This window comes from Salmonella sp. 32082101201600294FB01SM01 (assembly GCF_017572865.1).
Classification (GTDB): Bacteria; Pseudomonadota; Gammaproteobacteria; order Enterobacterales; family Enterobacteriaceae; genus Salmonella; species Salmonella enterica.
Genome location: NZ_JAGESB010000002.1, coordinates 715499 through 741090, shown reverse-complemented (window position 1 = coordinate 741090; position 25592 = coordinate 715499). Strand labels below are relative to the sequence as shown.

General features: G+C 51.6%; 21 protein-coding genes, 1 tRNA gene and 3 rRNA genes. 9 read left to right on the top strand and 16 right to left on the bottom strand.

What is annotated here, in order from left to right:
* From J4645_RS13335 to rrf (J4645_RS13320), 4 genes are all read left to right on the top strand, one after another.
* Nucleotides 1–103, top strand: a 23S ribosomal RNA gene (locus J4645_RS13335); the annotation flags it as partial.
* Nucleotides 104–295: 192 nt separating this feature from the next.
* A 5S ribosomal RNA gene (gene rrf / locus J4645_RS13330) occupies nt 296–411 on the top strand.
* Nucleotides 412–425: 14 nt separating this feature from the next.
* Nucleotides 426–501 (top strand) — tRNA-Thr (locus J4645_RS13325).
* 39 nt (nt 502–540) lie between these two features.
* Nucleotides 541–656 (top strand): 5S ribosomal RNA (rrf, locus tag J4645_RS13320).
* 997 nt (nt 657–1653) lie between these two features.
* Here rrf (J4645_RS13320) and J4645_RS13315 read toward each other — a convergent pair.
* The 3 genes from J4645_RS13315 to J4645_RS13305 form a co-directional block, all read right to left on the bottom strand.
* Nucleotides 1654–1875, bottom strand: coding sequence for a hypothetical protein (locus tag J4645_RS13315; protein ID WP_015406264.1), 222 nt, complete (start codon nt 1873–1875; stop codon nt 1654–1656).
* A gap of 235 nt (nt 1876–2110) precedes the next feature.
* The gene (locus J4645_RS13310; protein ID WP_023214451.1) at nt 2111–5224 is read right to left on the bottom strand and encodes an efflux RND transporter permease subunit; all 3114 of its coding nucleotides are present in this window, start codon (nt 5222–5224) and stop codon (nt 2111–2113) included.
* Nucleotides 5225–5235: 11 nt separating this feature from the next.
* Nucleotides 5236–6393, bottom strand: coding sequence for an efflux RND transporter periplasmic adaptor subunit (locus J4645_RS13305; RefSeq protein WP_000160383.1), 1158 nt, complete (start codon nt 6391–6393; stop codon nt 5236–5238).
* Nucleotides 6394–6805: 412 nt separating this feature from the next.
* Here J4645_RS13305 and envR point away from each other — a divergent pair, with 412 nt between their 5' ends.
* Nucleotides 6806–7468, top strand: coding sequence for an acrEF/envCD operon transcriptional regulator (gene envR, locus J4645_RS13300; RefSeq protein WP_001085721.1), 663 nt, complete (start codon nt 6806–6808; stop codon nt 7466–7468).
* A gap of 2 nt (nt 7469–7470) precedes the next feature.
* On the opposite strand, the gene J4645_RS13295 is transcribed toward envR, so the two are convergent.
* The 13 genes from J4645_RS13295 to J4645_RS13235 form a co-directional block, all read right to left on the bottom strand.
* Nucleotides 7471–9570: a bifunctional diguanylate cyclase/phosphodiesterase gene (locus J4645_RS13295; RefSeq protein WP_023214450.1), complete on the bottom strand. Its 2100-nt coding sequence runs from the start codon at nt 9568–9570 to the stop codon at nt 7471–7473.
* A 149-nt stretch (nt 9571–9719) separates the two neighbouring features.
* A complete protein-coding gene (locus J4645_RS13290; protein WP_000620015.1) occupies nt 9720–9884 on the bottom strand; it encodes a DUF2556 family protein in 165 nt (54 codons plus the stop codon).
* Between the two features lie 82 nt (nt 9885–9966).
* The gene (yhdJ, locus tag J4645_RS13285) at nt 9967–10851 is read right to left on the bottom strand and encodes an adenine-specific DNA-methyltransferase (protein ID WP_000642611.1); all 885 of its coding nucleotides are present in this window, start codon (nt 10849–10851) and stop codon (nt 9967–9969) included.
* A gap of 85 nt (nt 10852–10936) precedes the next feature.
* Nucleotides 10937–11233 carry a DNA-binding transcriptional regulator Fis gene (gene fis / locus J4645_RS13280; RefSeq protein WP_000462905.1) on the bottom strand — a complete coding sequence of 99 codons (297 nt, stop codon included), beginning with the start codon at nt 11231–11233 and terminating at the stop codon, nt 10937–10939.
* A gap of 25 nt (nt 11234–11258) precedes the next feature.
* The gene (gene dusB, locus J4645_RS13275; protein WP_001219664.1) at nt 11259–12224 is read right to left on the bottom strand and encodes a tRNA dihydrouridine synthase DusB; all 966 of its coding nucleotides are present in this window, start codon (nt 12222–12224) and stop codon (nt 11259–11261) included.
* 660 nt (nt 12225–12884) lie between these two features.
* On the bottom strand, nt 12885–13766 hold the full coding sequence (gene prmA / locus J4645_RS13270) for a 50S ribosomal protein L11 methyltransferase (protein WP_023137162.1): 882 nt from the start codon (nt 13764–13766) through the stop codon (nt 12885–12887).
* A gap of 11 nt (nt 13767–13777) precedes the next feature.
* Nucleotides 13778–15229, bottom strand: coding sequence for a sodium/pantothenate symporter (gene panF / locus J4645_RS13265; RefSeq protein ID WP_023214449.1), 1452 nt, complete (start codon nt 15227–15229; stop codon nt 13778–13780).
* Nucleotides 15219–15461: a YhdT family protein gene (locus tag J4645_RS13260; RefSeq protein ID WP_000340017.1), complete on the bottom strand. Its 243-nt coding sequence runs from the start codon at nt 15459–15461 to the stop codon at nt 15219–15221. Before J4645_RS13260 ends, panF begins: the two co-directional genes overlap by 11 nt.
* A 108-nt stretch (nt 15462–15569) precedes the next feature.
* The gene (accC, locus tag J4645_RS13255; RefSeq protein WP_000884627.1) at nt 15570–16919 is read right to left on the bottom strand and encodes an acetyl-CoA carboxylase biotin carboxylase subunit; all 1350 of its coding nucleotides are present in this window, start codon (nt 16917–16919) and stop codon (nt 15570–15572) included.
* Between the two features lie 10 nt (nt 16920–16929).
* Nucleotides 16930–17400, bottom strand: a complete 471-nt coding sequence (accB, locus tag J4645_RS13250) for an acetyl-CoA carboxylase biotin carboxyl carrier protein (protein WP_000354628.1) — start codon at nt 17398–17400, stop codon at nt 16930–16932.
* A 392-nt stretch (nt 17401–17792) separates the two neighbouring features.
* Nucleotides 17793–18392: a protein-methionine-sulfoxide reductase heme-binding subunit MsrQ gene (msrQ, locus tag J4645_RS13245; RefSeq protein WP_079960381.1), complete on the bottom strand. Its 600-nt coding sequence runs from the start codon at nt 18390–18392 to the stop codon at nt 17793–17795.
* Nucleotides 18393–19397 (bottom strand): protein-methionine-sulfoxide reductase catalytic subunit MsrP, encoded by a 1005-nt coding sequence (gene msrP / locus J4645_RS13240; RefSeq protein WP_000723877.1) that lies wholly within the window; start codon nt 19395–19397, stop codon nt 18393–18395.
* A gap of 112 nt (nt 19398–19509) precedes the next feature.
* A complete protein-coding gene (locus tag J4645_RS13235) occupies nt 19510–20484 on the bottom strand; it encodes an MDR family oxidoreductase (RefSeq protein WP_001148240.1) in 975 nt (324 codons plus the stop codon).
* 203 nt (nt 20485–20687) lie between these two features.
* Here J4645_RS13235 and csrD point away from each other — a divergent pair, with 203 nt between their 5' ends.
* The 4 genes from csrD (at nt 20688) to mreD (ending at nt 25587) form a co-directional block, all read left to right on the top strand.
* Nucleotides 20688–22628: an RNase E specificity factor CsrD gene (gene csrD / locus J4645_RS13230; protein ID WP_001241381.1), complete on the top strand. Its 1941-nt coding sequence runs from the start codon at nt 20688–20690 to the stop codon at nt 22626–22628.
* 307 nt (nt 22629–22935) lie between these two features.
* A complete protein-coding gene (mreB, locus tag J4645_RS13225; RefSeq protein WP_000913396.1) occupies nt 22936–23979 on the top strand; it encodes a rod shape-determining protein MreB in 1044 nt (347 codons plus the stop codon).
* Between the two features lie 64 nt (nt 23980–24043).
* On the top strand, nt 24044–25096 hold the full coding sequence (gene mreC, locus J4645_RS13220) for a rod shape-determining protein MreC (protein WP_000802538.1): 1053 nt from the start codon (nt 24044–24046) through the stop codon (nt 25094–25096).
* Nucleotides 25097–25098: 2 nt separating this feature from the next.
* Nucleotides 25099–25587, top strand: coding sequence for a rod shape-determining protein MreD (gene mreD / locus J4645_RS13215; RefSeq protein ID WP_000179403.1), 489 nt, complete (start codon nt 25099–25101; stop codon nt 25585–25587).
* The last annotated feature ends 5 nt before the right edge of the window (nt 25588–25592 follow it).

The window sequence follows — 25592 nt, the reverse complement described above, 5'->3', positions numbered from 1 at the left end:
TCTCCTGAAGGAACGTTGAAGACGACGACGTTGATAGGCCGGGTGTGTAAGCGCAGCGATGCGTTGAGCTAACCGGTACTAATGAACCGTGAGGCTTAACCTTACAACGCCGAAGATGTTTTGGCGGATTGAGAGAAGATTTTCAGCTCAGATTCAGAGTCCGAAGGATTTTACGCTGAGACAAGGCGGCAAACGCAGCGACGGAAGGAGCATACAGAAGTATGTGACTGACGTTCGCAAGAGCAGCCAACGCCGTATCAGTGTAAAAGACACAGGACAGAGCACAAAGAATTTGCCTGGCGGCACTAGCGCGGTGGTCCCACCTGACCCCATGCCGAACTCAGAAGTGAAACGCCGTAGCGCCGATGGTAGTGTGGGGTCTCCCCATGCGAGAGTAGGGAACTGCCAGGCATCAAATTTAGTGTGCTGATATGGCTCAGTTGGTAGAGCGCACCCTTGGTAAGGGTGAGGTCCCCAGTTCGACTCTGGGTATCAGCACCACTTAATACGGTTAAAGTTTGGCATTTGAAAAAGAATTTGTCTGGCGGCAGTAGCGCGGTGGTCCCACCTGACCCCATGCCGAACTCAGAAGTGAAACGCCGTAGCGCCGATGGTAGTGTGGGGTCTCCCCATGCGAGAGTAGGGAACTGCCAGACATCAAATAAAACAAAAGGCTCAGTCGAAAGACTGGGCCTTTTGTTTTATCTGTAGTCTGTCGGTGAGCACTCTCCTGAGGAGGACAAATCCGCCGGGAGCGGATTTGAACGTTGCGCAGCAACGGCCCGGAGGGTGGCGGGCAGGACGCCCGCCATAAACTGCCAGACATCAAATAAAGCAAAAGGCCCAATCGAAAGATTGGGCCTTTTTGCATTTATCTCTCTATGGAAAAAGTTATCGGATAATGACGCCGACGCGTTTTATATTTGGTTTATACCCTTCATACTTCAAGTCGCTTATGTGTTGGCTACGGATTACTCGGCCCATTCATGGGCCTCGCCCTGACGGGCCGTCGCACGCGACGTTCAAATCTGCTCCCGGCAGATTTGTCGCTCACCCCAGTCACATAGTTATCTATGCTCCTGGGGACTCACTCCCTTGCCGCCTTTAAGCAACTCGAATTATTTTGGGTATATAACATCTTCGTAGAGTGGATAAAAACCGTTTTAGTAAACGTGATTTCCCGCCATATATCCGCCTGAACCATCGAATGTGAACCGTGCTGAAGTAGATGTACAAACGGCTTTTACTTACGCCACTAATAAGCAATAGAGATATTCGCTGAGGACTGAGAATCTGGCCTATTTGGCTATTTTATTTGCCAGTTTGGCCCTGGGACAGTGCTCAAAATCCTCATGTATTACGTGTATGCTCCGGTTTATATCCAGACTGTCTGTAATAATTACGCCTAATGGACCACGCTCTAAGTCTTACTGTATAAAGCCTGTTTGTAATGCGGCTTACGATGCTATCAAGCTACAATTTTGTCTGCATCGGACAAGGAACAGAATAAATACTATCGGGATGGGCGAGTAAGAAAAGAGAGCGTTTTACCGTGTTAACTTTCGGGGGACAGGCTGAATAGATTACGTCGCTGAGTATCCTTACGACCTTTATATTATTACTGAAAGCGCGGCATTGCCGCGCCTGCATGTATCATTTAGAAAGCGCAATGATACCCATCGTCAACCCTGCTACCGCCGCAGCGCCGCCAGCAATAGCGCCTGCTGTCTCCCAGTTATCCTGCGTAGTACCTTTCATACATGTATTGGTATGAACCAGCCGCCCTTGATCGTCATAAACCGGTACGCAGGGAGAATCATGTGCACAACCTGCCAATATGGTGGTAAGCAATGCAACTGGGATTAGTCTTTTCATGGTGTTACCTCATTAATCAGCGTTTCGCGAAGTACAGCAACGTAAATGCTGGCTCTAACCGCTGCGAAAACGAGAGTTATTTTACCACCACAGAAAAAATGGCCGACATGAGGAATCATCTCAATTCATGTGAATTGTAAAAACTATGGAGAATGCAGAGGTAAGCGGAGAGGGGAATAGCGGAGATAAAGACGTACCGTTTAAAAAGGCGTCCGAAGACGCCTCTGTTTACCGGTTAATCATGATGGCGATTAAATCGGCGTTTTACAACAACGAAGAATACTGGTACGAAGAAGATAGCTAATAAGGTTGCGGTTAACATTCCCCCCATAACCCCTGTGCCTACTGCGTTCTGTGCCCCACTACCTGCGCCACGACTGATAACTAACGGCATTACCCCGAGAATAAAGGCCAGCGAGGTCATTAGAATAGGACGTAAACGCATACGGGATGCTTCCAGCGTCGCTTCAATCAATCCACGTCCTTCTTTCTCCATAAGATCTTTGGCGAACTCAACAATCAGGATGGCGTTTTTAGCAGAAAGGCCAATAGTGGTTAACAAGCCAACCTGGAAGTAAACGTCATTGTTCAGACCGCGCAATGACGCTGCAAGCAGAGCGCCAACCACGCCGAGCGGTACGACCAGCATTACCGAGAACGGAATTGACCAGCTTTCATACAGAGCGGCAAGGCAGAGGAAAACGACAATGAGTGAGATTGCGTACAGCGCCGGCGCCTGGTTACCTGACAACCGTTCCTGATACGACATACCTGTCCAGTCATAGCCAATACCGTTTGGCAGCTGTGAAGCCAGATTTTCCATTAACGACATGGCTTCACCGGTACTTCGTCCGGGCGCTGCTTCACCGAGCAGTTCCATTGACGGCATTCCGTTATAGCGTTCCAGGCGTGGCGAACCATAAATCCACCGTGCTGAGCTAAAGGTAGAGAAGGGCACCATCTCGCCATTGGCGCTGCGAACATAAAGATTGTTGATATCTCCCGGCAGCATACGGAACTGAGCGTCAGCCTGAACGTATACTTTTTTCACTCGTCCGCGATCGATAAAGTCGTTAACGTAATAGCCGCCCAACGCCGCGGAGATGGTTTCGTTGATATCAGACAGCGAAACACCGAGCGCCTGCGCTTTTTCTTGATCGACATCCAGCTTGAACTGTGGCGTGTCTTCCAGCCCATTCGGGCGTACGCGCACTAATAGATCAGGATGCTTCGCGACCATACCCAGCAGTTGATTACGCGCTTTTGTTAACGCATCGTGACCGAGTCCTCCCTGATCAATCAGTTCAAAGTCGAAACCTGTCGCGGTACCTAACTCGACAATTGCCGGCATGTTGAAGGGGAACACCAACCCGTCGCGAATCTGGCTAAAGGCGCGTGTCGCTCTGGCGATAACGGCTTCGACGCTATTTTCTTCACCGTTACGCTCTTCCCAGGGTTTAAGGCTGACAAATGCCATCCCTGAGTTTTGTCCCTGACCGCTAAAGCTAAAGCCGTTTACGGTAAACACGCTTTCGACGTTCGCTTTTTCATTATTCAGGTAGTAATGAGTGACTTGATCCAGCACTTTCTGCGTACGTTCTTGCGTAGCGCCAGAGGGGAGCTGAATCATGGTCAGGAATACCCCCTGATCTTCTTCCGGCAGGAAGGAGGTCGGGAGGCGTAAAAACAGAACCGCCATTCCGACTACAATAAGTAGATAGATAATGAGATAGCGACCCGTATTACGCACGATACCGCTTACGCTGTTAGTATAGTGGTTAACGCTGTGATCAAACTTGGTATTGAACCAGCCAAAGAAGCCACTTTTTTTCTCGTGATGTTCAGCAGATACGGGTTTAAGTAGCGTAGCGCACAGCGCTGGCGTCAGAATCAACGCAACCAGAACGGATAGCGCCATTGCTGAAACAATAGTAATAGAGAACTGGCGATAAATTGCCCCGGTCGAGCCGCCAAAAAAGGCCATCGGGATAAATACCGCAGACAGTACCATCGCGATACCTACCAGCGCTCCCTGAATCTGCGACATGGATTTTTCCGTCGCCTCTCGGGGAGAAAGGTTATCCTCCATCATTACACGTTCAACGTTTTCTACGACCACTATCGCATCGTCAACCAACAGTCCTATCGCCAGTACCATGCCGAACATCGTCAGGGTATTGATGGAATAGCCAAAGGCGGCGAGTACCGCAAAAGTGCCTAGCAATACGACAGGAACAGCGATGGTAGGAATCAGGGTTGCCCGGATATTCTGTAAGAACAGATACATTACCAGGAATACCAGAATAATCGCTTCAAACAGCGTTTTTACCACTTCGTGGATAGATATTTTTACGAAGGGCGTTGTGTCATAAGGATAAACCACCTTCATTCCCTGAGGGAAGAAAGGCTGCAGTTCTGCCAGTTTTGCTTTGATTGCGGTTGCGGTATCCAGCGCGTTAGCGCCGGTCGCCAGTTTAATACCGAGACCGGAGGCCGGTTTACCGTTAATGCGCGCTACAACGTTATAGTTTTCACCGCCAAGCTCAATACGCGCGACATCTTTGAGATGGACGACAGAACCGTCGGTATTGACACGCAACGTAACTTTGCCGAACTCTTGCGGATCTTTCAGACGCGTTTGGGCGATGATTGAGGCGTTAAGCTGCTGGCCCGGTAATGCTGGCGTGCCGCCCAGTTGGCCTGCCGCAATCTGGTCGTTCTGTACTTTTAACTGGTTGATGACATCAACTGGCGTGAGCTGGTATTTATTTAGCAGATTCGCATCCAGCCAGATACGCATGGCGTACTGTGCGCCAAATAGCTGAACGTCGCCCACACCATTCAGACGGCTGATAGAATCCTTAATGTTAGAGGCGACATAGTCAGAGATGTCGTCCTGGGTAGTGTTCGGATTATCCGAGACGAACCCGGCGACCATCAAAAAGCTGCTGCTGGACTTTTCAACGCTAATCCCCTGCTGCTGGACTTCTTGCGGCAGTAAAGGCGTGGCGAGCTGCAATTTATTTTGCACCTGAACCTGCGCGATATCCGGATCGGTTCCGGACTGGAAGGTCAGGGTGATGGTCACGCTACCAGCAGAGTCGCTGGTAGAGGACATATACATCAGGTTATCGATACCGTTCATATTTTGTTCGATAACCTGAGTAACCGTATCCTGTACCGTCTGCGCATCCGCGCCAGGATAGGTTGCAGAAATAGAAACCGCTGGCGGCGCAATGGTTGGATACTGCGCAACGGGAAGTTGCATTATTGCCAGTGCGCCAGCCATCATCAGGATAATGGCCAGAACCCAGGCGAAAATAGGACGTCTAATAAAAAAGTTTGCCATGTACGGTTACCTTATTGCGCCGTTTTCGCTGCAGGAGCATCGGTAGTGGCTTTCACCTGGACGCCCGGTCGCGCTTTTTGTAAGCCGCTGACGATGACCTTATCGCCCGGTTTTAACCCTTCGCTGATGAGCCATTTATCGCCAATAGCCTGAGCCGCCACGACATTGCGGGCTTCAACCTGGCTTTTATCGTTAACCACCATCACCATTGCGTCGCCGCGCGGCGTGCGGGTTACGCCCTGCTGGGGGACAAGGATGGCATTGGGCTGGACGCCTTCATCAATGCGGGCGCGCACAAACATACCGGGAAGCAGACTGTGTTGCGGGTTAGGGAAAACTGCCCTGAGCGTGATAGAGCCGGTGCTTTCATCTACGGTAACGTCGGAAAATTGCAGCGTGCCTTTAATCGGGTAGACCTGACCATTTTCCATTACCAGTTGAACCGTGCTACTGGCGCTGTCTTTATGCAGGTTACCTTGTTCGACGGATTGCTTGAGTCGCATAAAGTCGTTGCTTGATTGCGTCACGTCGACATAAATCGGGTCGAGTTGTTGCACGGTAGCCAGTTCAGTTGACTGACCATTAGTCACCAGCGCGCCTTCAGTCACATTAGATTTTCCTATACGCCCGCTGATGGGTGAGGTGACTTTGGTATACGCAAGGTTAATACGCGCGCTTTCAACAGCGGCTTTTGCCGCCACAACGGCGGCATCGGCCTGGCGGGCGTCGGCAATCGCCTGATCATATTCCTGTTGGCTGATATATTTTGTGCCGACCAGTGGAACATAGCGTTTGACCGTCAGGTGCGCGATAGCCGCAGCCGCTTCGCTTTTAGCAAGTTCGCCTTTAGCGCTGTCATAATCGGCCTGATAGGTGGCAGGATCGATCTGATAAAGCGACTGCCCGGCCTCTACATCGCTACCTTCGGTGAAGTTTCTTTTAAGCACGATCCCGCTCACCTGGGGGCGAACTTCCGCAATGCGAAATGCGGACGTACGTCCGGGAAGTTCGGTCGTTACGGCTAGCGGCGCTGTTTCGACCACATGGACGGTGACTTGCGGCTCGCCGGCATGAGCCTGGGTATCTCCCTGGTCATTACAACCGGCCAGCAGCGCAGCAGAGAATATGATGAATGAGGGCAGGAGTGAAAACCTGGCATGTTTCGTCATTACTGTTCCTTAAAAAACCGAAAGCTCGTTATTCACCGGATAACGGTAAGGCGTTAACGCGCGAAAAATAGAATAGCAGTGGGGTATCCTACAAATTATTAGCTTGTGATGTAAGCAATACTTATTTTGGGATGGGGTTCACGGCACATAAAAGCAAAAAAAAGAACTATTCCCTGTCGTTTCATAATGTCCCGATTAGTAAAATCATGATGTTGAATAACATGATTCGAAATATATATTTTATATGAATGTGTTTTATTAATTTATTTGTTTTTATTATTGTTTTGGCGGTGTTGTGCGAAATAAAAATAGCTGTCTCTCGTCTGACTAAAAAGGACATGGTAAAGTTGTTTTTTATGCTGAGTATTTTATCAGCGTATTTATCGTTTTTATGGTCCAGGATATCTTAATTATGGCGAAGAAAACGAAGGCGGATGCGCTTAAAACGCGGCAACACTTGATTGAAACCGCTATTGCGCAGTTCGCTTTGCGCGGCGTTGCCAACACGACGCTGAATGATATCGCTGATGCCGCTGATGTCACGCGGGGCGCCATCTACTGGCACTTTGAGAATAAAACGCAGTTGTTTAATGAGGTTTGGTTACAGCAACCACCTTTACGCGAACTTATTCAGGATAGGCTTACGGGATGCTGGAATGATAATCCTTTACAGGATCTACGAGAGAAATTTATTGCAGCCTTACAATATATTGCGGCAGTGCCTCGTCAGCAGGCATTAATGCAGATTTTATATCATAAATGTGAATTCCATAATGGTATGATATCGGAACAGGCCATTCGGGAGAAGATTGGTTTCCATCATCAGTCGCTGCTTGAAGTATTACAGCGATGTATGGATAAAAAGCTGATCTCAGGCAGTCTTGATCTGGATGTCATATTAATTATTCTGCATGGTAGTTTTAGCGGAATAGTAAAGAACTGGTTAATGAATCCCACAAGTTATGATCTTTATAAGCAGGCGCCTGCATTAGTCGATAATGTATTAAAAATGCTAAGCCCGGATGGCAGTGTGAGGCAATTAATGCCAAATGAACAACAGGCGGAAGAAGCCTGAGATTATTTTGAGTTGATATTATATATTGACCTTGTGAATATATTGGCAGGGTCCCGAATATCGCGAGCAATTTCCTCTGCCGTACGCGGCTTGCCAAGCAGGAACCCCTGAAGTGTATGGCATCCTAACTGGGTCAAAAATTGTTGCTGCGTTTCATTTTCTACCCCTTCTGCCACAATTTGCAGATTTAACGCTTTCGCCAGCGCGACAATAGCCGCAACAATGGTCGCGCCGTCGCTTGCCTCGCTGAGTTCATGTACGAAAGCGCGATCAATTTTTAGTTCGCACGCCGGAAGACGTTTCAGATAGAGAAGGCTGGAATAACCGGTGCCAAAGTCGTCAATAGAGGCCTTAACCCCCATTTCCGTTAATCTGGTGAGTATAGCGACGCTTTGCTCTGGCTTGTTCATCGCCGTGGTTTCGGTGATTTCCAGAATCAATAAATCGGGACGGATACTGTGTCGGGCCAGGCTCCGCGTAATGGTGTCCACAAGGCCGGGCTGCTCAAATTGTAAGGCGGAAAGATTTACCGCCACTGACCATAAGGCGTATCCCTGTAAGTGCCACTCGCGTAGCTGTCGACACGCCTCGTCTATCACCCAGCTACCGATAGTGACGATAAGACCCGTTTTTTCCGCCAGCGGTAAAAACTGGTCAGGATTCAGTACGCCTTGTTTTGGATGATACCAGCGCAACAGGGCCTCAAATCCTACAATGGGGCCGGCAGGAGCCTGAAATTTAGGCTGATACACCAGCCTGAGCTCTTGTCTTTCCAGCGCCAGCCACAGATCATTCATTAGCTGAAGCTGGGTTTGCGCCAACATATTCATTGATGGCTGAAAGAAATGGTATCCGTTACGCCCTGTATGCTTCGTGTGGTACATCGCGGCATCGGCGTTGAACATCAGTTCCCGTTCGTTTTTTCCGTCCAGCGGATAGAGCGCTATTCCCACGCTAAGGGTGACGACCAGTTCATACGGATCTATCGTAAAGGGCGCATCTATCGAATGTACCAGCGCGCTGGCAAGGGAAGCCGCTTCGTCAGGCGCGCTGACTTCTGCAAGCAGCACAAATTCGTCGCCGCCAATCCGCGCCAGGGTAAACTGACCGCTCAGCGGGTGGTTCAGACGATGCGTGACCGCTACCAGTAGCTTATCGCCAATATCATGACCATAAGCGTCATTAACGGCTTTAAAGCCATCCAGATCCATAAACAGTAGCGCGAAAGACGTGCCTTCCCGATTCGCTTTGCTGATGGCCTGTTCCAGACGATCCTCAAGGAGTACCCGGTTTGGTAAACGGGTGAGCGTATCATGCAGCGCCAACTGCGCCAGTTCCTGGTTCGCCTGCGCCAGTGAAGAGGCAAGTAGTGCGGTACGGGCCTGAAGCCGGGCGTCAAATAAAGAAACCAGCAGAGTAATGCCCAGGATAGTCAGCGCGACCACGCTGACAAGAACAGCCAGCCAGTTGCTATCGACGCCACGATGCTCCATCGGCCAGTTTTGGGGAAAGTGTGCGGCCTTCATACCGGCGTAATGCATGCCGGCGATAGCTATCCCCATTAATACCGCAGCGCCTGCTCGCCTCAGGGCGACATCTGTTCCCTCATGACGCAGGCGGAACGTGAGCCACAGCGCGCCGCAGGACGCCAGTAGCGCGATAATGATAGAGAGGGCAACCCATGCGCTATTCCAGACGATAATGGAAGCAAATTGCAGCGCCGCCATCCCGGTATAATGCATTGCGCTGATGCCCAGTCCCATCACCAGCGCGCCCGGCAGTAAACGGCGCAGGCGCAGTTTTTCAGCGCTGACCAGCCATAGCGCAAACAGGGAGGAGCCGATCGCGATCAGCATGGAGAGGCCGGTGAGGAACGGATCGAAGCGCATGTTCATCGCGTGATCCATCGCCAGCATCCCGACAAAATGCATCGCCCAAATACCGACGCCCAGCGCGAAGCCGCCGCCCATTAGCCATATTCTGGCGTTTGATCGGGCGCTTCCGGCTACGCGTCCGGCCATATTTAATGCGGTATAGGACGCAAAAATAGCGACAGCAAATGAAACCGCCACAAGGATGTGGTTGTACTCACTAACCGGCATGTATCATTAGCTCATTGGTTATGCAGGAAAAAAAAGGACGAGACAGTATCACCCCTTCTTTTATCCTCAACGTGTTTTAATTCCCTGTTTTTATAAGGGATAAAAGAAATCCGGGTGATAAATAATCATAGGTTAAATCGCCCGGTTCGCTACTCCAGATCGGTACAATTGATCAATTTGAGAGGGTTAACCGAATCCATGTTTCGGCACTTATCCTGTTCAGTTGCCATCAATTCGATCCATTGCATCAAAAGCGCATCAAAAAGAAAAACGGAGACGGCAAAAACAACCAGCCACCAATACTTACGTATCATCGTCAAATCCTGTGTATTCATGCCCATGCGTGCTGGGAATATACATGAAATTTTGACGCTGAAAAGCGGACTTACAATGCTTTTACTTCTCTGAAGATAGCGCGTTTATCCCGACATTTCGCTGCTTTTTGGACAGGTTTTGTGTTTTTCTCTTTTTGACTTTTGCAAGTTCATTTTCTGAATAATGCGAAGTGACGCTCAATCTTCTGAGCCCCATTTTTACGTACTCATTATTGAGTTCAATACCGATAAACTTACGACCTGACGCCGCTGCGACAGCACCTGTGGTGAAACTGCCCGCGAAAGGGTCCAATACGGTATCGCTCGGGTTAGAAGAGGCCAGTATGATCCGTTTTAACAGCGCGCTGGGCTTTTGCGTAGGATGGTTTTCATATTCATCCATCAGATAACGTACGCGAGGAAATGACCAGACGTTGCCCGGCACTTTTTTCTGATTGTATGGTTGGGGCGGGTTTTTTCGATAATCGATTAGCGCGCGCTTGGCGCCCGTGGTGGTCTCGACCAGAATCGCGTCACGGTTAAAGGTATAGCTTTTCGGGTTTTTTACCATCATCAGGATCGGTTCATACATAGAACCAAAGTATTTTTTCGCCTGCACCCCGGAACTATCATAGGACCAGACGATACGGCTTTTGATGGTAAAAAGCGTTCGGCATTTGAGATCGATATACGGCATATTTTCTGTGCTATTCATGATGTACATGGTGCCGTGTTTCTTCAGTACGCGGTGGCACTCATCAATGCATTCATACAGCCAGGCCAGAAAAGACGCTTCGTCCCAGGATTCGACCATACCGTCGAAATCTTTTCCGATATTGTAAGGCGGATCGGCAAAAATTAAGTCAATGCTTTCAGAAGGCAGTTTTTTAAGTTCTGTTAGCGCGTCACCGTGAATAATCTTCTTCGATTCATCGCCAAAGTACTGAGGTTCACATTCCGCTTTCATGACCAAATTCCATGTGATGCGTATAAAAAAGGCGCTTCCCCATGCCGAGTAGCGCCTTTTTAAACAAGCAGTTAGCTAATCGAAATTAGTTCATGCCGTATTTTTTTAATTTTTTACGCAGCGTACCACGGTTGATGCCCATCATCAGAGCAGCACGGGTCTGGTTACCACGGGTGTATTGCATCACCATGTCCAACAGGGGCTGTTCTACTTCAGCCAGTACCAGCTCATACAGGTCATTAACGTCCTGACCATTCAGTTGAGCAAAATAGTTCTTCAGTGCCTGTTTAACCGAGTCACGCAGGGGTTTTTGGGTTACCTGATCCTGAGAGTTAACGGTAGAAACGGTCAGTACGTCAGAATTTACGCGTTGTTCGAACATAGTTCTGTCAGCTCTTTATTTCTGTTTACGCAAAATTTTCGAAGTATGCCTCCAACGCCTCCAGCTGTTCGCTGGCGTCCTCAATAGCGTTGAATGTGCGCCGAAACTGGTCGTCTGGAGCGTGCTCCTGGAGATACCAGGAGACGTGTTTACGCGCGATTCGGTACCCTTTTGCCTGACCGTAAAAGTCATGCAGTTCCCGAACATGCGTGCAAAGCAAGCGCTTTACCTCTGCCAGCGGCAGCGGCGGAAGCAGCTCCCCAGTGTCCAGATAATGCTGGATTTCCCGAAAGATCCAGGGTCTTCCCTGAGCTGCGCGGCCTATCATCAGGGCATCCGCCCCTGTATAGTCGAGAACAGCTCTGGCTTTATGCGGGTTAGTAATGTCGCCATTCGCGATAATCGGAATGGAAACTTTCTGCTTAACTGCCCGAATACTGTCGTATTCAGCTTCTCCGTTGAACAAACAGGCGCGGGTGCGGCCATGGATGGTCAGAGCCTGAATACCACAATCTTCAGCCAGTTGGGCAATCTCTACGCAGTTACGGTGTTCCGGCGCCCAGCCGGTGCGAATCTTGAGAGTCACAGGAACGTCCACTGCGTTTACGACCCCGATGAGTATAGACTTCACTAAATCCGGGTACTGCAAGAGGGCTGAACCTGCCAGCTTACGATTCACTTTCTTCGCCGGGCACCCCATATTGATATCAATAATCTGGGCGCCGCTTTCCACGTTAATACGTGCGGCATCGGCCATCTCAACAGGGTCGCTACCGGCAATTTGCACCGTGCGAATTCCTGGCTCATCAACGTGCACCATCCGTAAACGAGATTTATCGCTTTCCCACACTTGCGGGTTAGAAGACATCATCTCGGATACTGTCAATCCTGCTCCCATCTCATAGCACAGCGTCCGGAAAGGTCTGTCAGTAATGCCAGCCATGGGCGCTGCGATCAGGCGATTTCTGAGCTGATATTGTCCGATGCGCATGAGTTAAGAAATGACCATACTGTGACTGCAAGGCGGCGTATATTACGCATTTTTTGCACGAGATGAAAGGCCAAACTTTGAACAATCCACTGTTGTAGATCAATGAATCGTGCTTAAAAACAGCAAAATAAATTTATAATTCAGTAAAATCATAGAGTTATTTATTGTCGGCGGTTTTGTACGCGCTTACAAATTCCCGTAACTTCTCTCTATTTCTTCGTCCAGAAACAAGATAAACGGAATAATCTGCTTTTTTTATAAGCTAATTACCCCAAATGAATGGGATCGCCGTCTCGTTTCAGGACAAGATCACTTCCCGCTGCGCGTGATTTTTCTCCATTGCCAGTCGGAAGGGGGCGCACAGACGCGCTTTTGTGTTCATGAATGGCACGCATAAATTTTCCCAGCTGTGCTGAAGAGCGCTTTAGCGGATGCTGCAGAACAACCCGGACAGCATTACTAAGCACGAGGGCGATGGCTGTGACCCGTTAAAACGCCAGTACCTTTTGTCCGCTGGTAGCAGCTGATCATCCAGACGGATAGTGACAAAGAAGTCATTTCAGGCATTCATTTGATGAATTTAATGATGTCTCGGTGCCTGAAAGGCGTTAAGGCAGTTGTGTGGAGAAAAGCGTGGCCGGGCGACCACGCTGACAAGAATTATTTTTTACGGCCAGTAATGCGGCACCACTCTTCTTTTTCGACGACCGGGTCGAGAGTGAAAAGCTCGGCGTAAGCATCGCAGACGCTTTCCGCCTGGCTGGCTAGAATACCTGAAAGCCCCAGCAGACCGCCCTCAACGGGCAGTACGCTGATTAACGGGGCCAGTTCGCGTAATGGGCCTGCCAGGATGTTAGCGACGACCACGTCGGCTTTCATGGCTTCTGGCTGGTCTTTCGGCAGGTACAGCTCCAGCCGGTCAGACACGCCGTTGCGTTCGGCATTATCGCGACTGGCCTGAATAGCTTGCGGATCGATATCAATACCAATCGCCTTTGCCGCTCCCAGCTTCAGCGCGGCAATCGCCAGAATGCCTGAACCGCAGCCAAAGTCGATCACGGTTTTGCCGTTGAGATCGAGCCCGTCCAGCCATTGCAGACATAAAGAAGTGGTGGGGTGCGTACCCGTACCGAACGCCAGTCCCGGGTCGAGCATCACGTTGACGGCATTCTCGTCCGGAATGTCACGCCAGCTGGGACAAATCCACAGACGCTCGCCAAAACGCATCGGATGGAAATTATCCATCCATTCGCGTTCCCAGTCTTTATCTTCCAGTTGTTCGATTTTATGGGCAAATCCGGCACCCAGCAGCCGATGTTGCTCCAGAATCGCGACAACTTCTTTCATGTCGGTTTCGGCGTCGAACAGACCGATCACATCGGTATCGCCCCACAGACGGGTTTCGCCCGGCAACGGCTCAAAAACCGGCGTATCGTGCGTATCCTGAAAGGTAATGGAAACGGCGCCCGCTTCCATCAGCGCATCACTCAGCTCTTCAGCATTCGCGCCGGTGGTATTCAGTTTCAATTGGATCCATGGCATGGCAAAACTCTTTATTTATCAGTAGACAATACGGTGGCTTGCGAAGCGGAAGAGCCGAATCGGTTTCCGATCAGAAAAGCCAATAAACTTAACAGTAACGCGGGCACAATCGGATGAAAGCCCAGGTACTGAATATTAAATGTGGCAAGTAGGGCATATAGCACGCCGCCCACGATCATGGCGCTTAGCGCGCCTGCCGCGTTTGCCCGCTCCCAGTAAAGGCCCAATACCAGCGGCCATAAGAACACCGCTTCCAGGCCGCCAAACGCCAGCAGGTTGAGCCAAATGATCATCTCTGGCGGTTTCCATGCGGCCAGCAGCAACAGCGCGCCTAGCAGTAAAGTAATCGCTGCCGACATACGCTTCAGCCGGATCTCATTTTGCATCTGATCGGGGCGTAGATTGAGATAGAGATCTTTAATGATCGTCGCGGAACTTTGCAGCAGTTGGGCGTTAATTGTTGACATGATCGCCGCCATTGGCGCAGCGAGGAAGATCCCGGCGGCAAACGGCGGCAAAACTTTCACCATTAGCGTTGGGATCACCAGATCCGGCACCGTCAGATCTGGAAGCACCGCGCGACCCAGCGCGCCGGCAAGGTGCATCCCGAACATTAAAATCGCCACGACAATCGTACCGATAATAATGCCCCGGTGTACCGCTTTACTGTCTTTATAGGAGATGCAGCGCACCGCCGTATGCGGCAGGCCAATCACGCCAAAACAGACCAGTACCCAAAAAGAGGTCATAAAAGCGGGAGAAAGTATGTCATCGGCACCCTGCGGCGTTACCAGTTTGGGGTCGAGAGCGTGCAGCGTGTCAACGGCCTGACTTAGACCGCCCGCCGCATGGACCACGCCCACCAGCAGCACTATCGTGCCGACCAGCATCACCAGGCCCTGTAGCGTATCGTTAAGTACGCTGGCGCGAAAGCCGCCAAACGCCGTATAGAGTGCGATACTGACGCCAAATATTAGCAGGCCGGTTTCGTAGGGAATTCCCGCCGCGGTTTCCAGCAGTCGCGCGCCGCCGATAAATTGTACGGTCATTGCGCCAATAAACGCGACCAATAAACTCAGGCTTGACAACCACACCAGCAGGCGGCTTTGGTAACGAGCGAATAGCATATCGTTAAGCGTGACGGCATTATAGCGACGCGCCAGGATAGCGAATTTTTTACCCAGAATACCCAGTGAAAGCCAGACGGCGGGAAGCTGGATCATCGCCAGCAAGACCCAGCCCAGACCGTATTTATAAGCCGCGCCGGGACCGCCGATAAAGGAACTGGCGCTAATATAGGTGGCGGTAAGCGTCATCGCGAGCACGATCCCGCCCATCGAACGGCTGCCAAGAAAATATTCGTTTAAAAAGGTGCCGGCGGTACGCTTGCGCATAGCGTAAATCGAGACTCCGAAGACCACGATCAGATAGGCTACCAGTGGTAGAATGACCTCAAGCTGCATTGTCATCCTCCAGCGGAATATCGCGATAAATGAATTTCACCATCGCCCAGCACAGCAAAATAAAGACCAGCGGCGTCAATAAGCAGGCCATCTCGAACCAGTGCGGCAGACCGGTAATTCCCGGCGAGTCTCCAGGTAAGTAAGCAGCCACTAACCATGCCGCCAGATAGCAAAGGGTCAGCCACAGCGCCCAGCGCGCCTCTTTATGGGCCTGAACAAAACGAGCGTCCATTTTTTGTCCCTTATGGGTGAAGAAAGCGGGAATTGTACATGATGGGGCATCGCTATCCCCAGAAATAAAAAAGGCCGGATTCACCGGCCTTTTGAGATTAACGTGCGATTACTTTTCCTGAAGACCGAGTTTTTTCTCCAGATAGTGGATGTTGGTTCCACCGTGCTGGAAGTGCTCGTCATTCATGATGCGGGTCTGCAGATCGATATTGGTTTTGATACCATCGATAATCAGTTCCTGCAGGGCATTTTTCATACGGGCAATCGCCACGTCGCGGTTTTCACCGTAGCAGATGAGTTTGCCGATCATGGAATCATAGTACGGCGGCACCGTGTAGCCCGCGTAGATATGAGATTCCCAGCGAACGCCAAAGCCGCCAGGCGCATGGAAGCGCGTGATTTTGCCAGGGCTTGGCAGGAAGGTGTTCGGATCTTCGGCATTGATACGGCATTCTACCGCATGGCCTCGAACGACAACTTCGTCCTGTGTGATCGACAGCGGCTGACCCGCCGCGATGCGCAACTGCTCTTTGATCAAATCGACGCCGGTAATCATTTCAGTCACCGGGTGTTCAACCTGAATACGGGTGTTCATTTCGATGAAATAGAACTCGCCGTTTTCGAACAGGAATTCGAACGTCCCTGCGCCGCGATAGCCGATGTCTACGCACGCTTTCGCGCAGCGTTCGCCGATATAGCGACGCAGTTCCGGCGTAATGCCTGGCGCCGGGGCTTCTTCAACCACTTTCTGGTGGCGACGCTGCATGGAACAGTCGCGTTCCGCCAGATAGATAGCGTTGCCCTGGCCGTCCGCCAGCACCTGAATTTCGATGTGGCGTGGATTTTCCAGATATTTTTCCATGTATACCATGTCGTTGCTGAAAGCCGCTTTCGCTTCCGCTTTGGTCATGGAGATGGACTGCGCCAGTTCAGCATCGCTACGAACCACGCGCATACCGCGGCCGCCGCCGCCGCCGGACGCTTTGATGATCACCGGATAGCCAATACGTTTGGCATGAGCGCGGTTCGCATTCATATCGTCGCCCAGCGGGCCGTCAGATCCTGGTACGGTCGGCACGCCCGCTTTTTTCATCGCGGTAATCGCGGACACTTTATCGCCCATCAGGCGGATGGTGTCCGCTTTCGGGCCGATAAAGATAAAGCCGGAGCGTTCAACCTGCTCGGCAAAATTGGCGTTCTCAGAAAGGAAGCCGTAACCCGGGTGGATTGCCACCGCGCCGGTGATTTCAGCGGCGCTAATGATAGCCGGGATGTTCAGATAACTTTTTACGGACGGTGCCGGGCCAATACAGACCGTCTCATCCGCCAGCAATACGTGTTTTAAATCGCGATCCGCGCTTGAGTGCACAGCGACGGTCTTGATGCCGAGTTCTTTACAGGCTCGAAGAATACGTAATGCGATCTCGCCGCGGTTGGCGATGACAATTTTATCCAACATGTTCGCCTCGTTACTCGATGACGACCAGTGGCTCGTCAAATTCTACCGGTTGACCACTTTCGACCAGAATCGCTTTCACAGTACCTGCTTTGTCTGCTTCGATCTGGTTCATCATTTTCATGGCTTCAACGATGCACAGGGTATCGCCCACGTTCACTTTCTGGCCCACTTCGATGAACGCTTTCGCGTCCGGGCTTGGGGTGCGGTAGAAAGTACCAACCATTGGGGAGCGTACGATGTGACCACTGATTTCCGCTGCGGCAGGCGCTTCCATTGCTGGAGTAGCCGTTGGCGCGACAGCGTTAGACAGAGCGGGTTGCTGCATCATCGGCGCCGCATAAGCCTGCTGCATCACCGGAAAACCGGCGTTTGCCGTTGTGCGGCTGATGCGAACAGATTCTTCGCCTTCAGAAATTTCCAGTTCGGAGATACCTGATTCTTCAACCAGCTCGATCAGTTTTTTAATCTTACGAATATCCATGAGTGGGTTCCGTACTCTTTGTTTAGTGTGATTGTGACAGGCGTTTTAGCGCCGTCTGTAAAGCATGTGAATGACTGCCGCGGGTAAAATACCGCGCATCTTTGATTTGCCTGTTATGCCGTAGCACCCGAAGGTGAAATTCATGATTTGCCAGTCATTGTGTGGCTATCTTCTGCCATTTTCGGGCAAAAAACAAAATATACCTTCATTGCACGATTGTCACCCTTTCTGCGAACGAAAATCGCCGTTGGGCAATGTAAAGTCGCACATTATAACTATTTCGTCGCAATTGGCAGCTAAATACTGGTCTTATCAGGGAAGATAATCAACCCGAAACATAAAAAGGACATTACCTGTTTTGCGTTTTGCAATCGACCGCACAGTTCACCAAACTAGCGCCACCACTGGCGAAACTTCCGGTAACGCAACGCTAAAAGGGCTAACGCTAATGCCGCGTAGATGGCCGGTTGCGGTGATAAAATCTTTACCGACCACAGGTAATGTATGGGAGCCAGGATCGCGACAAGATAGACGACGTTATGCAATGTTTGCCAGCGTTTGCCCAATTTACGCTGCGCAAATTGCGTTGAGGTCAACGTCAGCGCCAATAACACCAGCCAGCTAATGATCCCAAGCGTCAAATAAGGGCGTGAAATCAACTCGCTTCCTAACAGCGCCAGGTTATGTATCCCCAGTTCCAGTAAGGCATAGCTGGTTAAATGCAGCGTAGCCCAAACGAAACACCATAACCCCAACAGGCGGCGTGTGCGTATCAATAATGGCTGTTTAGCGTAGCGCGCCAGCGGTGAAACCAGCAAGGTGGCGAGCAAAAATTTGAGTGCGGTTCTGCCGGTAAAGTGTTGGATATCCTTTACCGGGTCTGCGCTGAGTCCACCGTGATTTATCGCCCAAAAGAGCCACAGAAGCGGCAAAAAACCGGCAAGATGCAGACAAACTTTTAGCCAGGTTATCTGTTTTGCTGTCAGACGCACTTAAAAATTCTCCCGCAAATTGAGACCGCGATACAGCGAAGCGACTTCATTGGCGTAGCCGTTAAACAGCAGCGTCGGCTGCCTTTGCACATCAAGGATACCGCCTGAACCAATAAAGCGTTCGGTAGCCTGAGACCAGCGTGGATGATCCACATGCGGGTTCACATTGGCGTAAAAACCATATTCGTTGGGAGCCGACAAATTCCAGGTGGTTGGTGGACGTTCGCGGGTGAGTTTAATGCTAACAACAGATTTAATACCTTTGAAACCATACTTCCATGGAACGATGAGTCGAATGGGCGCGCCGTTTTGCGGGGGTAACGCCTTACCATAGACGCCAACGGTCATCAGAGTCAACGGATGCATGGCTTCGTCCAGACGTAGCCCTTCGACATAAGGGTATTTCAGTCCGCCGCCAATAAAGCGATCTTTCTGTCCTGGCATATCATCCGGCGCGTATAGCGTTTCGAATGCCACATATTTAGCGTGGCTGGTGGGCTGTGCCTGCGCGAGTAGCTTATATAAAGGGAAACCAATCCACGGCACGACCATGGACCACGCTTCGACGCAGCGCATTCGATAGATACGCTCTTCTAATGGAAAACGATGTGTTAAATCGTCGTAATCCAGCGTAAATGGCTTCGCGACTTCCCCGCTGATTTTCAACGTCCACGGTTCGGTTTTCAGACTTCCGGCATTGGCCGCCGGGTCGGCTTTATCAAGGCCAAACTCATAGAAATTGTTGTAGCCCGTCACCTTATCTTCCGGCGTTAACGCTAAATCGCTTCGCCAGGCGGCAGGCTGACTAAACTCAAGCGGTTTACCGGCAGGCGCTTTCGGACGATCGTTGCCTTTAAACCAACTGAAGAGATCGGCCTGCGCCGTTGAGGGTAAGGATAAGGCGGCCGCGCTGATGCCTAATGCTTTTAGCACCTGTCGGCGCTGCATAAAAAAAGCCGATTCCGCAGTCACATCGGCTTCTGTTAATGGACGTATCTTTTTCATCACAGACTCCCGGTCTACCCACCACAACATGGCGTGTAGTGAATATGACAGGGAGTGTGTCAATGTGTAAAAATAAATAGTTAATTAAGTGTAAATTTTTTTATACGTGACGTTATTTTATCTTCACCAGCGTACGGCCCTGAACCTGATTATTGATGATGGCATCGGCGAACTTCGGCGCATCCGCCAGCGTAATCTCTGTGGCGGCCTGAGCATAGAACGATTCCGGCAGATCCTTAACCAAACGCGCCCAGGCTTCTGCGCGACGTGCCGGTGGGGTCATCACCGAGTCCACCCCTTGCAAACGCACATTACGCAGAATGAATGGCATAACGGTGGTCGGCAGCGCGAAGCCGCCCGCCAGGCCGCAGGCGGCCACGCAACCACCATAGTTCATCTGTGCCAGCACTTTCGCCAGCACTTTATCGCCAACGGTATCAATTGCACCGGCCCACAGCTGTTTTTCCAACGGGCGAGATTCAGCAAACTCATCGCGGCTGAGAATACGGTTAGCTCCCAGGCTCTTAAGATAGCCGTGGGTGCTTTCACGTCCTGATACTGCTGCAACCTGATAGCCCAGCTTATGCAGTAATGCAACGGCAGTACTGCCCACGCCGCCGCTGGCGCCGGTGACGACAATCTCACCGTCTTGCGGGCGAATACCTGCATCTTCAAGCGCCATGACGCACAGCATGGCGGTAAAACCGGCGGTGCCGATGATCATGGCGTTACGGCTGCTCAGTCCCGCAGGCAGCGCGACCAGCCAGTCGCCTTTAACGCGTGCGCGTTCGGCCAGGCCGCCCCAGTGGTTTTCGCCCACGCCCCAGCCAGTCAGTAGTACTTCCTGGCCTGCATGAAAGCGAGGATCTTCGCTTGCGTGAACGGTGCCGGCGAAATCAATACCAGGAATCATCGGAAAATGACGGATAATTTTCCCTTTTCCGGTGATAGCCAGAGCATCTTTATAATTCAGGCTGGACCAGTGGACATCCACCGTCACATCACCTGCCGGCAGTTGACTCTCTTCGAGATGTTGCACGGATGCGAGGGTTTTACCGTCCTGCTGTTCTAAGATCAACGCCTGCATAACCTGTCCTCACTTTACATGGTAGATTGGAAAAATAGCTACGAAGACTATACTCGCTAATTAAAACGTGATGCCGATGCAACGCAATAAATTGCCAGATAGATCCATTTTGGTAGTATGCCTGCTTCATTGCGCGCCGTGGCGAATTCCGCCTTCAGATTCGCTTTTTCATACTGTTTATAACCGTCGGAGTTAACTCAAGGATGCGATTAACGACGAAATTCTCAGCTTTTATCACGCTGCTCACGGGGTTAACGATCTTCGTGACTCTGATAGGTTGCTCGCTAAGCTTTTATAACGCCGTACAGTATAAGTATGTCAGCCGTGTGCAGGCGACGGCGACAGCCATTGATACGCACCTGGTGACCCATGATATTGTCTCGCTGACGCCGCAAATCGACGAACTCATGATCGCTTCCGATATTGTGCGTGTCGATCTGTTGCAGGGGGAGCGCAGCGTCTACAGCCATTCTCGCGCCAGAGGTTATCGGCCAGCCGGCACCAGCGACATGTATCGCGAGCTGGTCGTACCGCTGATAAAACATCCAGGAATGTCGCTACGTCTGGTTTATCAGGACCCGATGGGTAACTATTTTCACTCACTGATCACCACGGCGCCGCTGACGCTGGCGATCGGTTTTATCGTTCTGATTTTGTTTTTATCGGTGCGCTGGCTGCAGCGGCAGCTTTCCGGGCAAGAGCTTCTGGAAATTCGCTCAACGCGTATTCTGAACGGCGAACGCGGGGCGAATGTCCGCGGTTCTGTTTACGAATGGCCAGCGCGCACCAGTAGCGCGCTTGATGTATTGCTTTCCGAAATTCAGTTTGCTCACGAACAGCGTAGTCGCCTGGACACCCTCATTCGCTCCTACGCCGCGCAGGACACCAAAACCGGACTCGGTAACCGTCTGTTCTTTGATAACCAACTGGCGACGCTGCTGGAAGATCAGGAAAAAGTGGGAGTGCATGGCGTGGTGATGATGATCCGCTTGCCAGATTTCAATCTTCTGCGCGACAGCCTGGGAGGCAATCAGGCGGAAGAGCAGATGTTTATGCTTATCAATCTGCTATCGACATTTATTATGCGTTACCCAGGCTCGCTGCTGGCGCGTTATCACCGCAGCGACTTTGCCGTGCTGCTACCGCATCGAACGCTGAAAGAAGCGGAAAGTATTGCCGGACAACTTTTAAAAGCTGTCGATGCGCTACCGGCTAACAAAATGCTCGATCGTGACGATATGGTACATATCGGCATTTGCGCCTGGCGCAGCGGACAGTCCACCGAGCAGGTGATGGAACATGCTGAAGCCGCGGCGCGGAATGCCGCCCTGCAGGGGGGAAATAGCTGGGCTATCTACGACGACACTCTGCCGGAAAAAGGGCGCGGCAATGTACGCTGGCGCACATTGATTGAGCAGATGCTGAACCGGGGCGGACCGCGACTTTATCAAAAACCAGCGGTCACGCGAGAAGGTCGTGTGCATCATCGGGAATTGATGTGTCGCATCTATGACGGTAAAGAAGAGGTGAGCTCGGCGGAGTATATGCCGATGGTGTTGCAATTTGGTTTATCGGAAGAGTATGACAGATTACAAATTAGCCGCCTGATTACGTTGCTGGGCTACTGGCCGGATGAAAATCTGGCAATGCAGTTGACGGTTGAGTCGCTGATTCGTCCGCGTTTTCAGCGCTGGTTGCGCGATACGTTAATGCAGTGTGAAAAATCACAGCGAAATCGCATAATTATTGAACTTGCGGAGGCAGATGTTTGTCAACACATCAGCCGGTTACAACCCATCCTTCGCTTAGTCAATGCGCTTGGCGTTCGGGTGGCGGTGACACAGGCGGGTTTGACGCTGGTTAGCACGAGCTGGATTAAAGCGCTCAATGTGGAATTACTCAAGCTGCATCCGAGTCTGGTCAGAAACATTGAGAAGCGAACGGAAAACCAGCTTCTGGTTCAAAGTCTGGTAGAGGCCTGCGCGGGTACGCCTACGCAGGTTTACGCGACGGGCGTCCGTTCGCGCGGCGAGTGGCAAACGTTGACAAAACGCGGCGTGGCTGGCGGGCAGGGTGATTTTTTTGCCTCCTCCCAACTACTTGACACAAACGTGAAAAAATATTCGCAAAGATACTCGGTTTAACCTGCCGTTTAATTTGTTTTCACGTAGAATAACGCGCGCTGCGCCTCATGGGGGTGTGCTTGTCTGCTCGCCAGATTGTTGCAGCAAATATGCAGGTGAATGACCTTTGACAGGTTGCAAACGAAGGCGAGGATTGCTGCTGATTTTTTCAGCCCTGAGGGACTCAGGCCGAGATTTGTAACAAAGGAAACGAACTGCACTAATTTTCACCGTAGCAGATGATTTTTGCGCCTTGTCGCTGCTGCGTGTGGTTGGTAAAGTAAGCGGATTTTGTTTTCCGCCCCAGCTTTCAGGATTATCCCTTAGTATGTTGAAAAAATTTCGTGGCATGTTTTCCAATGACCTGTCTATTGACCTGGGTACCGCGAATACCCTCATTTATGTAAAAGGACAAGGCATCGTATTGAATGAGCCTTCCGTTGTGGCCATTCGTCAGGATCGTGCCGGTTCGCCGAAAAGCGTGGCTGCAGTCGGTCATGATGCGAAGCAGATGCTGGGCCGTACGCCGGGCAATATCGCTGCGATCCGTCCGATGAAAGACGGCGTTATCGCTGACTTCTTTGTGACCGAAAAAATGCTCCAGCACTTTATCAAACAAGTGCACAGCAACAGCTTTATGCGCCCAAGCCCGCGCGTACTGGTATGCGTGCCGGTCGGCGCGACGCAGGTAGAACGCCGCGCGATTCGTGAATCCGCTCAGGGCGCAGGCGCCCGTGAAGTCTTTTTGATCGAAGAGCCGATGGCGGCCGCGATCGGCGCAGGTCTGCCAGTTTCTGAAGCAACCGGTTCAATGGTTGTGGATATCGGTGGTGGTACCACTGAAGTTGCCGTTATCTCCCTGAACGGCGTGGTTTACTCTTCTTCTGTCCGTATTGGTGGTGACCGCTTCGACGAAGCCATCATTAATTACGTTCGTCGTAACTACGGTTCTCTGATCGGTGAAGCTACCGCAGAACGTATTAAACACGAAATCGGTTCCGCTTATCCGGGCGACGAAGTCCGTGAGATCGAAGTGCGTGGCCGTAACCTGGCGGAAGGCGTTCCACGCGGCTTTACCCTGAACTCAAACGAGATTCTGGAAGCGTTGCAGGAACCGTTGACCGGTATCGTCAGCGCGGTAATGGTAGCGCTGGAACAGTGTCCGCCGGAGCTGGCGTCAGACATCTCCGAGCGCGGTATGGTGCTCACCGGCGGCGGCGCGCTGCTGCGTAACCTTGACCGTCTGTTAATGGAAGAGACGGGCATTCCTGTCGTGGTTGCTGAAGATCCGCTGACCTGTGTGGCGCGCGGCGGCGGCAAGGCGCTGGAAATGATCGATATGCACGGCGGCGACCTGTTCAGCGAAGAGTAGTTGGATACGGGCAGGATTATCCCTGGATTGTCCTGCCTCTCCGACGCGAGAATACGCATAGCCTATGAAGCCAATTTTTAGCCGTGGCCCGTCGCTACAGATTCGCCTTATTCTGGCGGTGCTGGTGGCGCTCGGCGTTATCATTGCCGACAGCCGCCTGGGGACGTTCAGTCAAATCCGAACGTACATGGACACTGCTGTCAGTCCTTTCTATTTTATTTCAAACGGCCCTCGTGAACTGCTCGACAGCGTGTCACAAACGCTGGCTTCTCGCGACCAGCTTGAGCTGGAAAACCGGGCGCTGCGCCAGGAATTACTGCTAAAAAACAGCGATCTGCTGATGCTGGGGCAGTACAAACAGGAGAACGCGCGGTTGCGCGAGCTGCTGGGGTCGCCGCTGCGTCAGGACGAGCAGAAAATGGTGACGCAGGTTATTTCAACGGTTAACGATCCTTACAGCGATCAGGTCGTTATCGATAAAGGCAGCGTTAATGGCGTATATGAAGGTCAACCGGTCATTAGCGACAAAGGTGTCGTAGGGCAGGTTGTCGCCGTGGCGAAACTGACCAGCCGCGTGTTGCTGATTTGCGATGCGACTCATGCGCTGCCGATTCAGGTACTGCGCAATGACATCCGCGTGATTGCCGCCGGTAACGGCTGTACTGACGATCTTCAGCTTGAACATCTGCCCGCCAATACCGATATTCGCGTCGGCGATGTGCTGGTAACGTCCGGACTTGGTGGGCGTTTCCCGGAAGGGTATCCGGTGGCGGTGGTCTCCTCCGTCAAGCTGGACACTCAGCGCGCCTATACCGTCATTCAGGCACGTCCAACCGCGGGTTTGCAGCGTTTACGCTATCTGCTGCTGTTGTGGGGAGCCGATCGTAACGGCGCCAATCCGATGACGCCGGAAGAGGTTCACCGCGTCGCCAATGAGCGCCTGATGCAGATGATGCCGCAGGTGTTGCCTTCTCCGGATGCGATGGGGCCGCCGGCACCAGTGCCGGATCCGGCGACGGGGATTACTCAGCCATCTGCGGGCCAGACTGCGCCGGTATCAACGCAACCATCGCCTTCGGGCGCGACCACGCCGCCTGCGCGTGCGCCGGGAGGGTAATGGTGGCGAGCTATCGTAGCCAGGGGCGCTGGGTTATCTGGCTCTCGTTTCTTATTGCGCTGTTGCTGCAAATCATGCCCTGGCCGGACGACATCATTGTTTTCCGGCCAAACTGGGTTTTGCTCATCTTACTGTACTGGATTCTGGCCCTGCCGCACCGCGTAAATGTGGGGACGGGATTTGTGATGGGTGCCATACTTGATCTCATCAGCGGTTCCACACTTGGCGTGCGCGCTCTGTCGATGAGTATTGTCGCCTACCTGGTCGCTCTGAAATTCCAGCTCTTCCGTAACCTGGCGCTCTGGCAGCAGGCGCTGGTGGTAATGTTGCTTTCACTGGCCGTGGACATTATTGTTTTCTGGGCCGAGTTTTTAGTGATCAACGTCTCTTTCAGACCGGAAGTGTTCTGGAGTAGTGTAGTCAATGGCGTGCTGTGGCCCTGGCTCTTTTTGCTGATGCGTAAAGTACGCCAGCAGTTTGCTGTGCAATAAAGGTC

Bases quoted from the DNA above. Each gene is read 5' to 3' on its own strand.
- J4645_RS13315 (WP_015406264.1), bottom strand. From the start codon at position 1,875: ATGAAAAGACTAATCCCAGTTGCATTGCTTACCACCATATTGGCAGGT.
- J4645_RS13310 (WP_023214451.1), bottom strand. From the start codon at position 5,224: ATGGCAAACTTTTTTATTAGACGTCCTATTTTCGCCTGGGTTCTGGCC.
- J4645_RS13305 (WP_000160383.1), bottom strand. From the start codon at position 6,393: ATGACGAAACATGCCAGGTTTTCACTCCTGCCCTCATTCATCATATTC.
- envR (WP_001085721.1), top strand. From the start codon at position 6,806: ATGGCGAAGAAAACGAAGGCGGATGCGCTTAAAACGCGGCAACACTTG.
- J4645_RS13295 (WP_023214450.1), bottom strand. From the start codon at position 9,570: ATGCCGGTTAGTGAGTACAACCACATCCTTGTGGCGGTTTCATTTGCT.
- J4645_RS13290 (WP_000620015.1), bottom strand. From the start codon at position 9,884: ATGATACGTAAGTATTGGTGGCTGGTTGTTTTTGCCGTCTCCGTTTTT.
- yhdJ (WP_000642611.1), bottom strand. From the start codon at position 10,851: ATGAAAGCGGAATGTGAACCTCAGTACTTTGGCGATGAATCGAAGAAG.
- fis (WP_000462905.1), bottom strand. From the start codon at position 11,233: ATGTTCGAACAACGCGTAAATTCTGACGTACTGACCGTTTCTACCGTT.
- dusB (WP_001219664.1), bottom strand. From the start codon at position 12,224: ATGCGCATCGGACAATATCAGCTCAGAAATCGCCTGATCGCAGCGCCC.
- prmA (WP_023137162.1), bottom strand. From the start codon at position 13,766: ATGCCATGGATCCAATTGAAACTGAATACCACCGGCGCGAATGCTGAA.
- panF (WP_023214449.1), bottom strand. From the start codon at position 15,229: ATGCAGCTTGAGGTCATTCTACCACTGGTAGCCTATCTGATCGTGGTC.
- J4645_RS13260 (WP_000340017.1), bottom strand. From the start codon at position 15,461: ATGGACGCTCGTTTTGTTCAGGCCCATAAAGAGGCGCGCTGGGCGCTG.
- accC (WP_000884627.1), bottom strand. From the start codon at position 16,919: ATGTTGGATAAAATTGTCATCGCCAACCGCGGCGAGATCGCATTACGT.
- accB (WP_000354628.1), bottom strand. From the start codon at position 17,400: ATGGATATTCGTAAGATTAAAAAACTGATCGAGCTGGTTGAAGAATCA.
- msrP (WP_000723877.1), bottom strand. From the start codon at position 19,397: ATGAAAAAGATACGTCCATTAACAGAAGCCGATGTGACTGCGGAATCG.
- J4645_RS13235 (WP_001148240.1), bottom strand. From the start codon at position 20,484: ATGCAGGCGTTGATCTTAGAACAGCAGGACGGTAAAACCCTCGCATCC.
- csrD (WP_001241381.1), top strand. From the start codon at position 20,688: ATGCGATTAACGACGAAATTCTCAGCTTTTATCACGCTGCTCACGGGG.
- mreB (WP_000913396.1), top strand. From the start codon at position 22,936: ATGTTGAAAAAATTTCGTGGCATGTTTTCCAATGACCTGTCTATTGAC.
- mreC (WP_000802538.1), top strand. From the start codon at position 24,044: ATGAAGCCAATTTTTAGCCGTGGCCCGTCGCTACAGATTCGCCTTATT.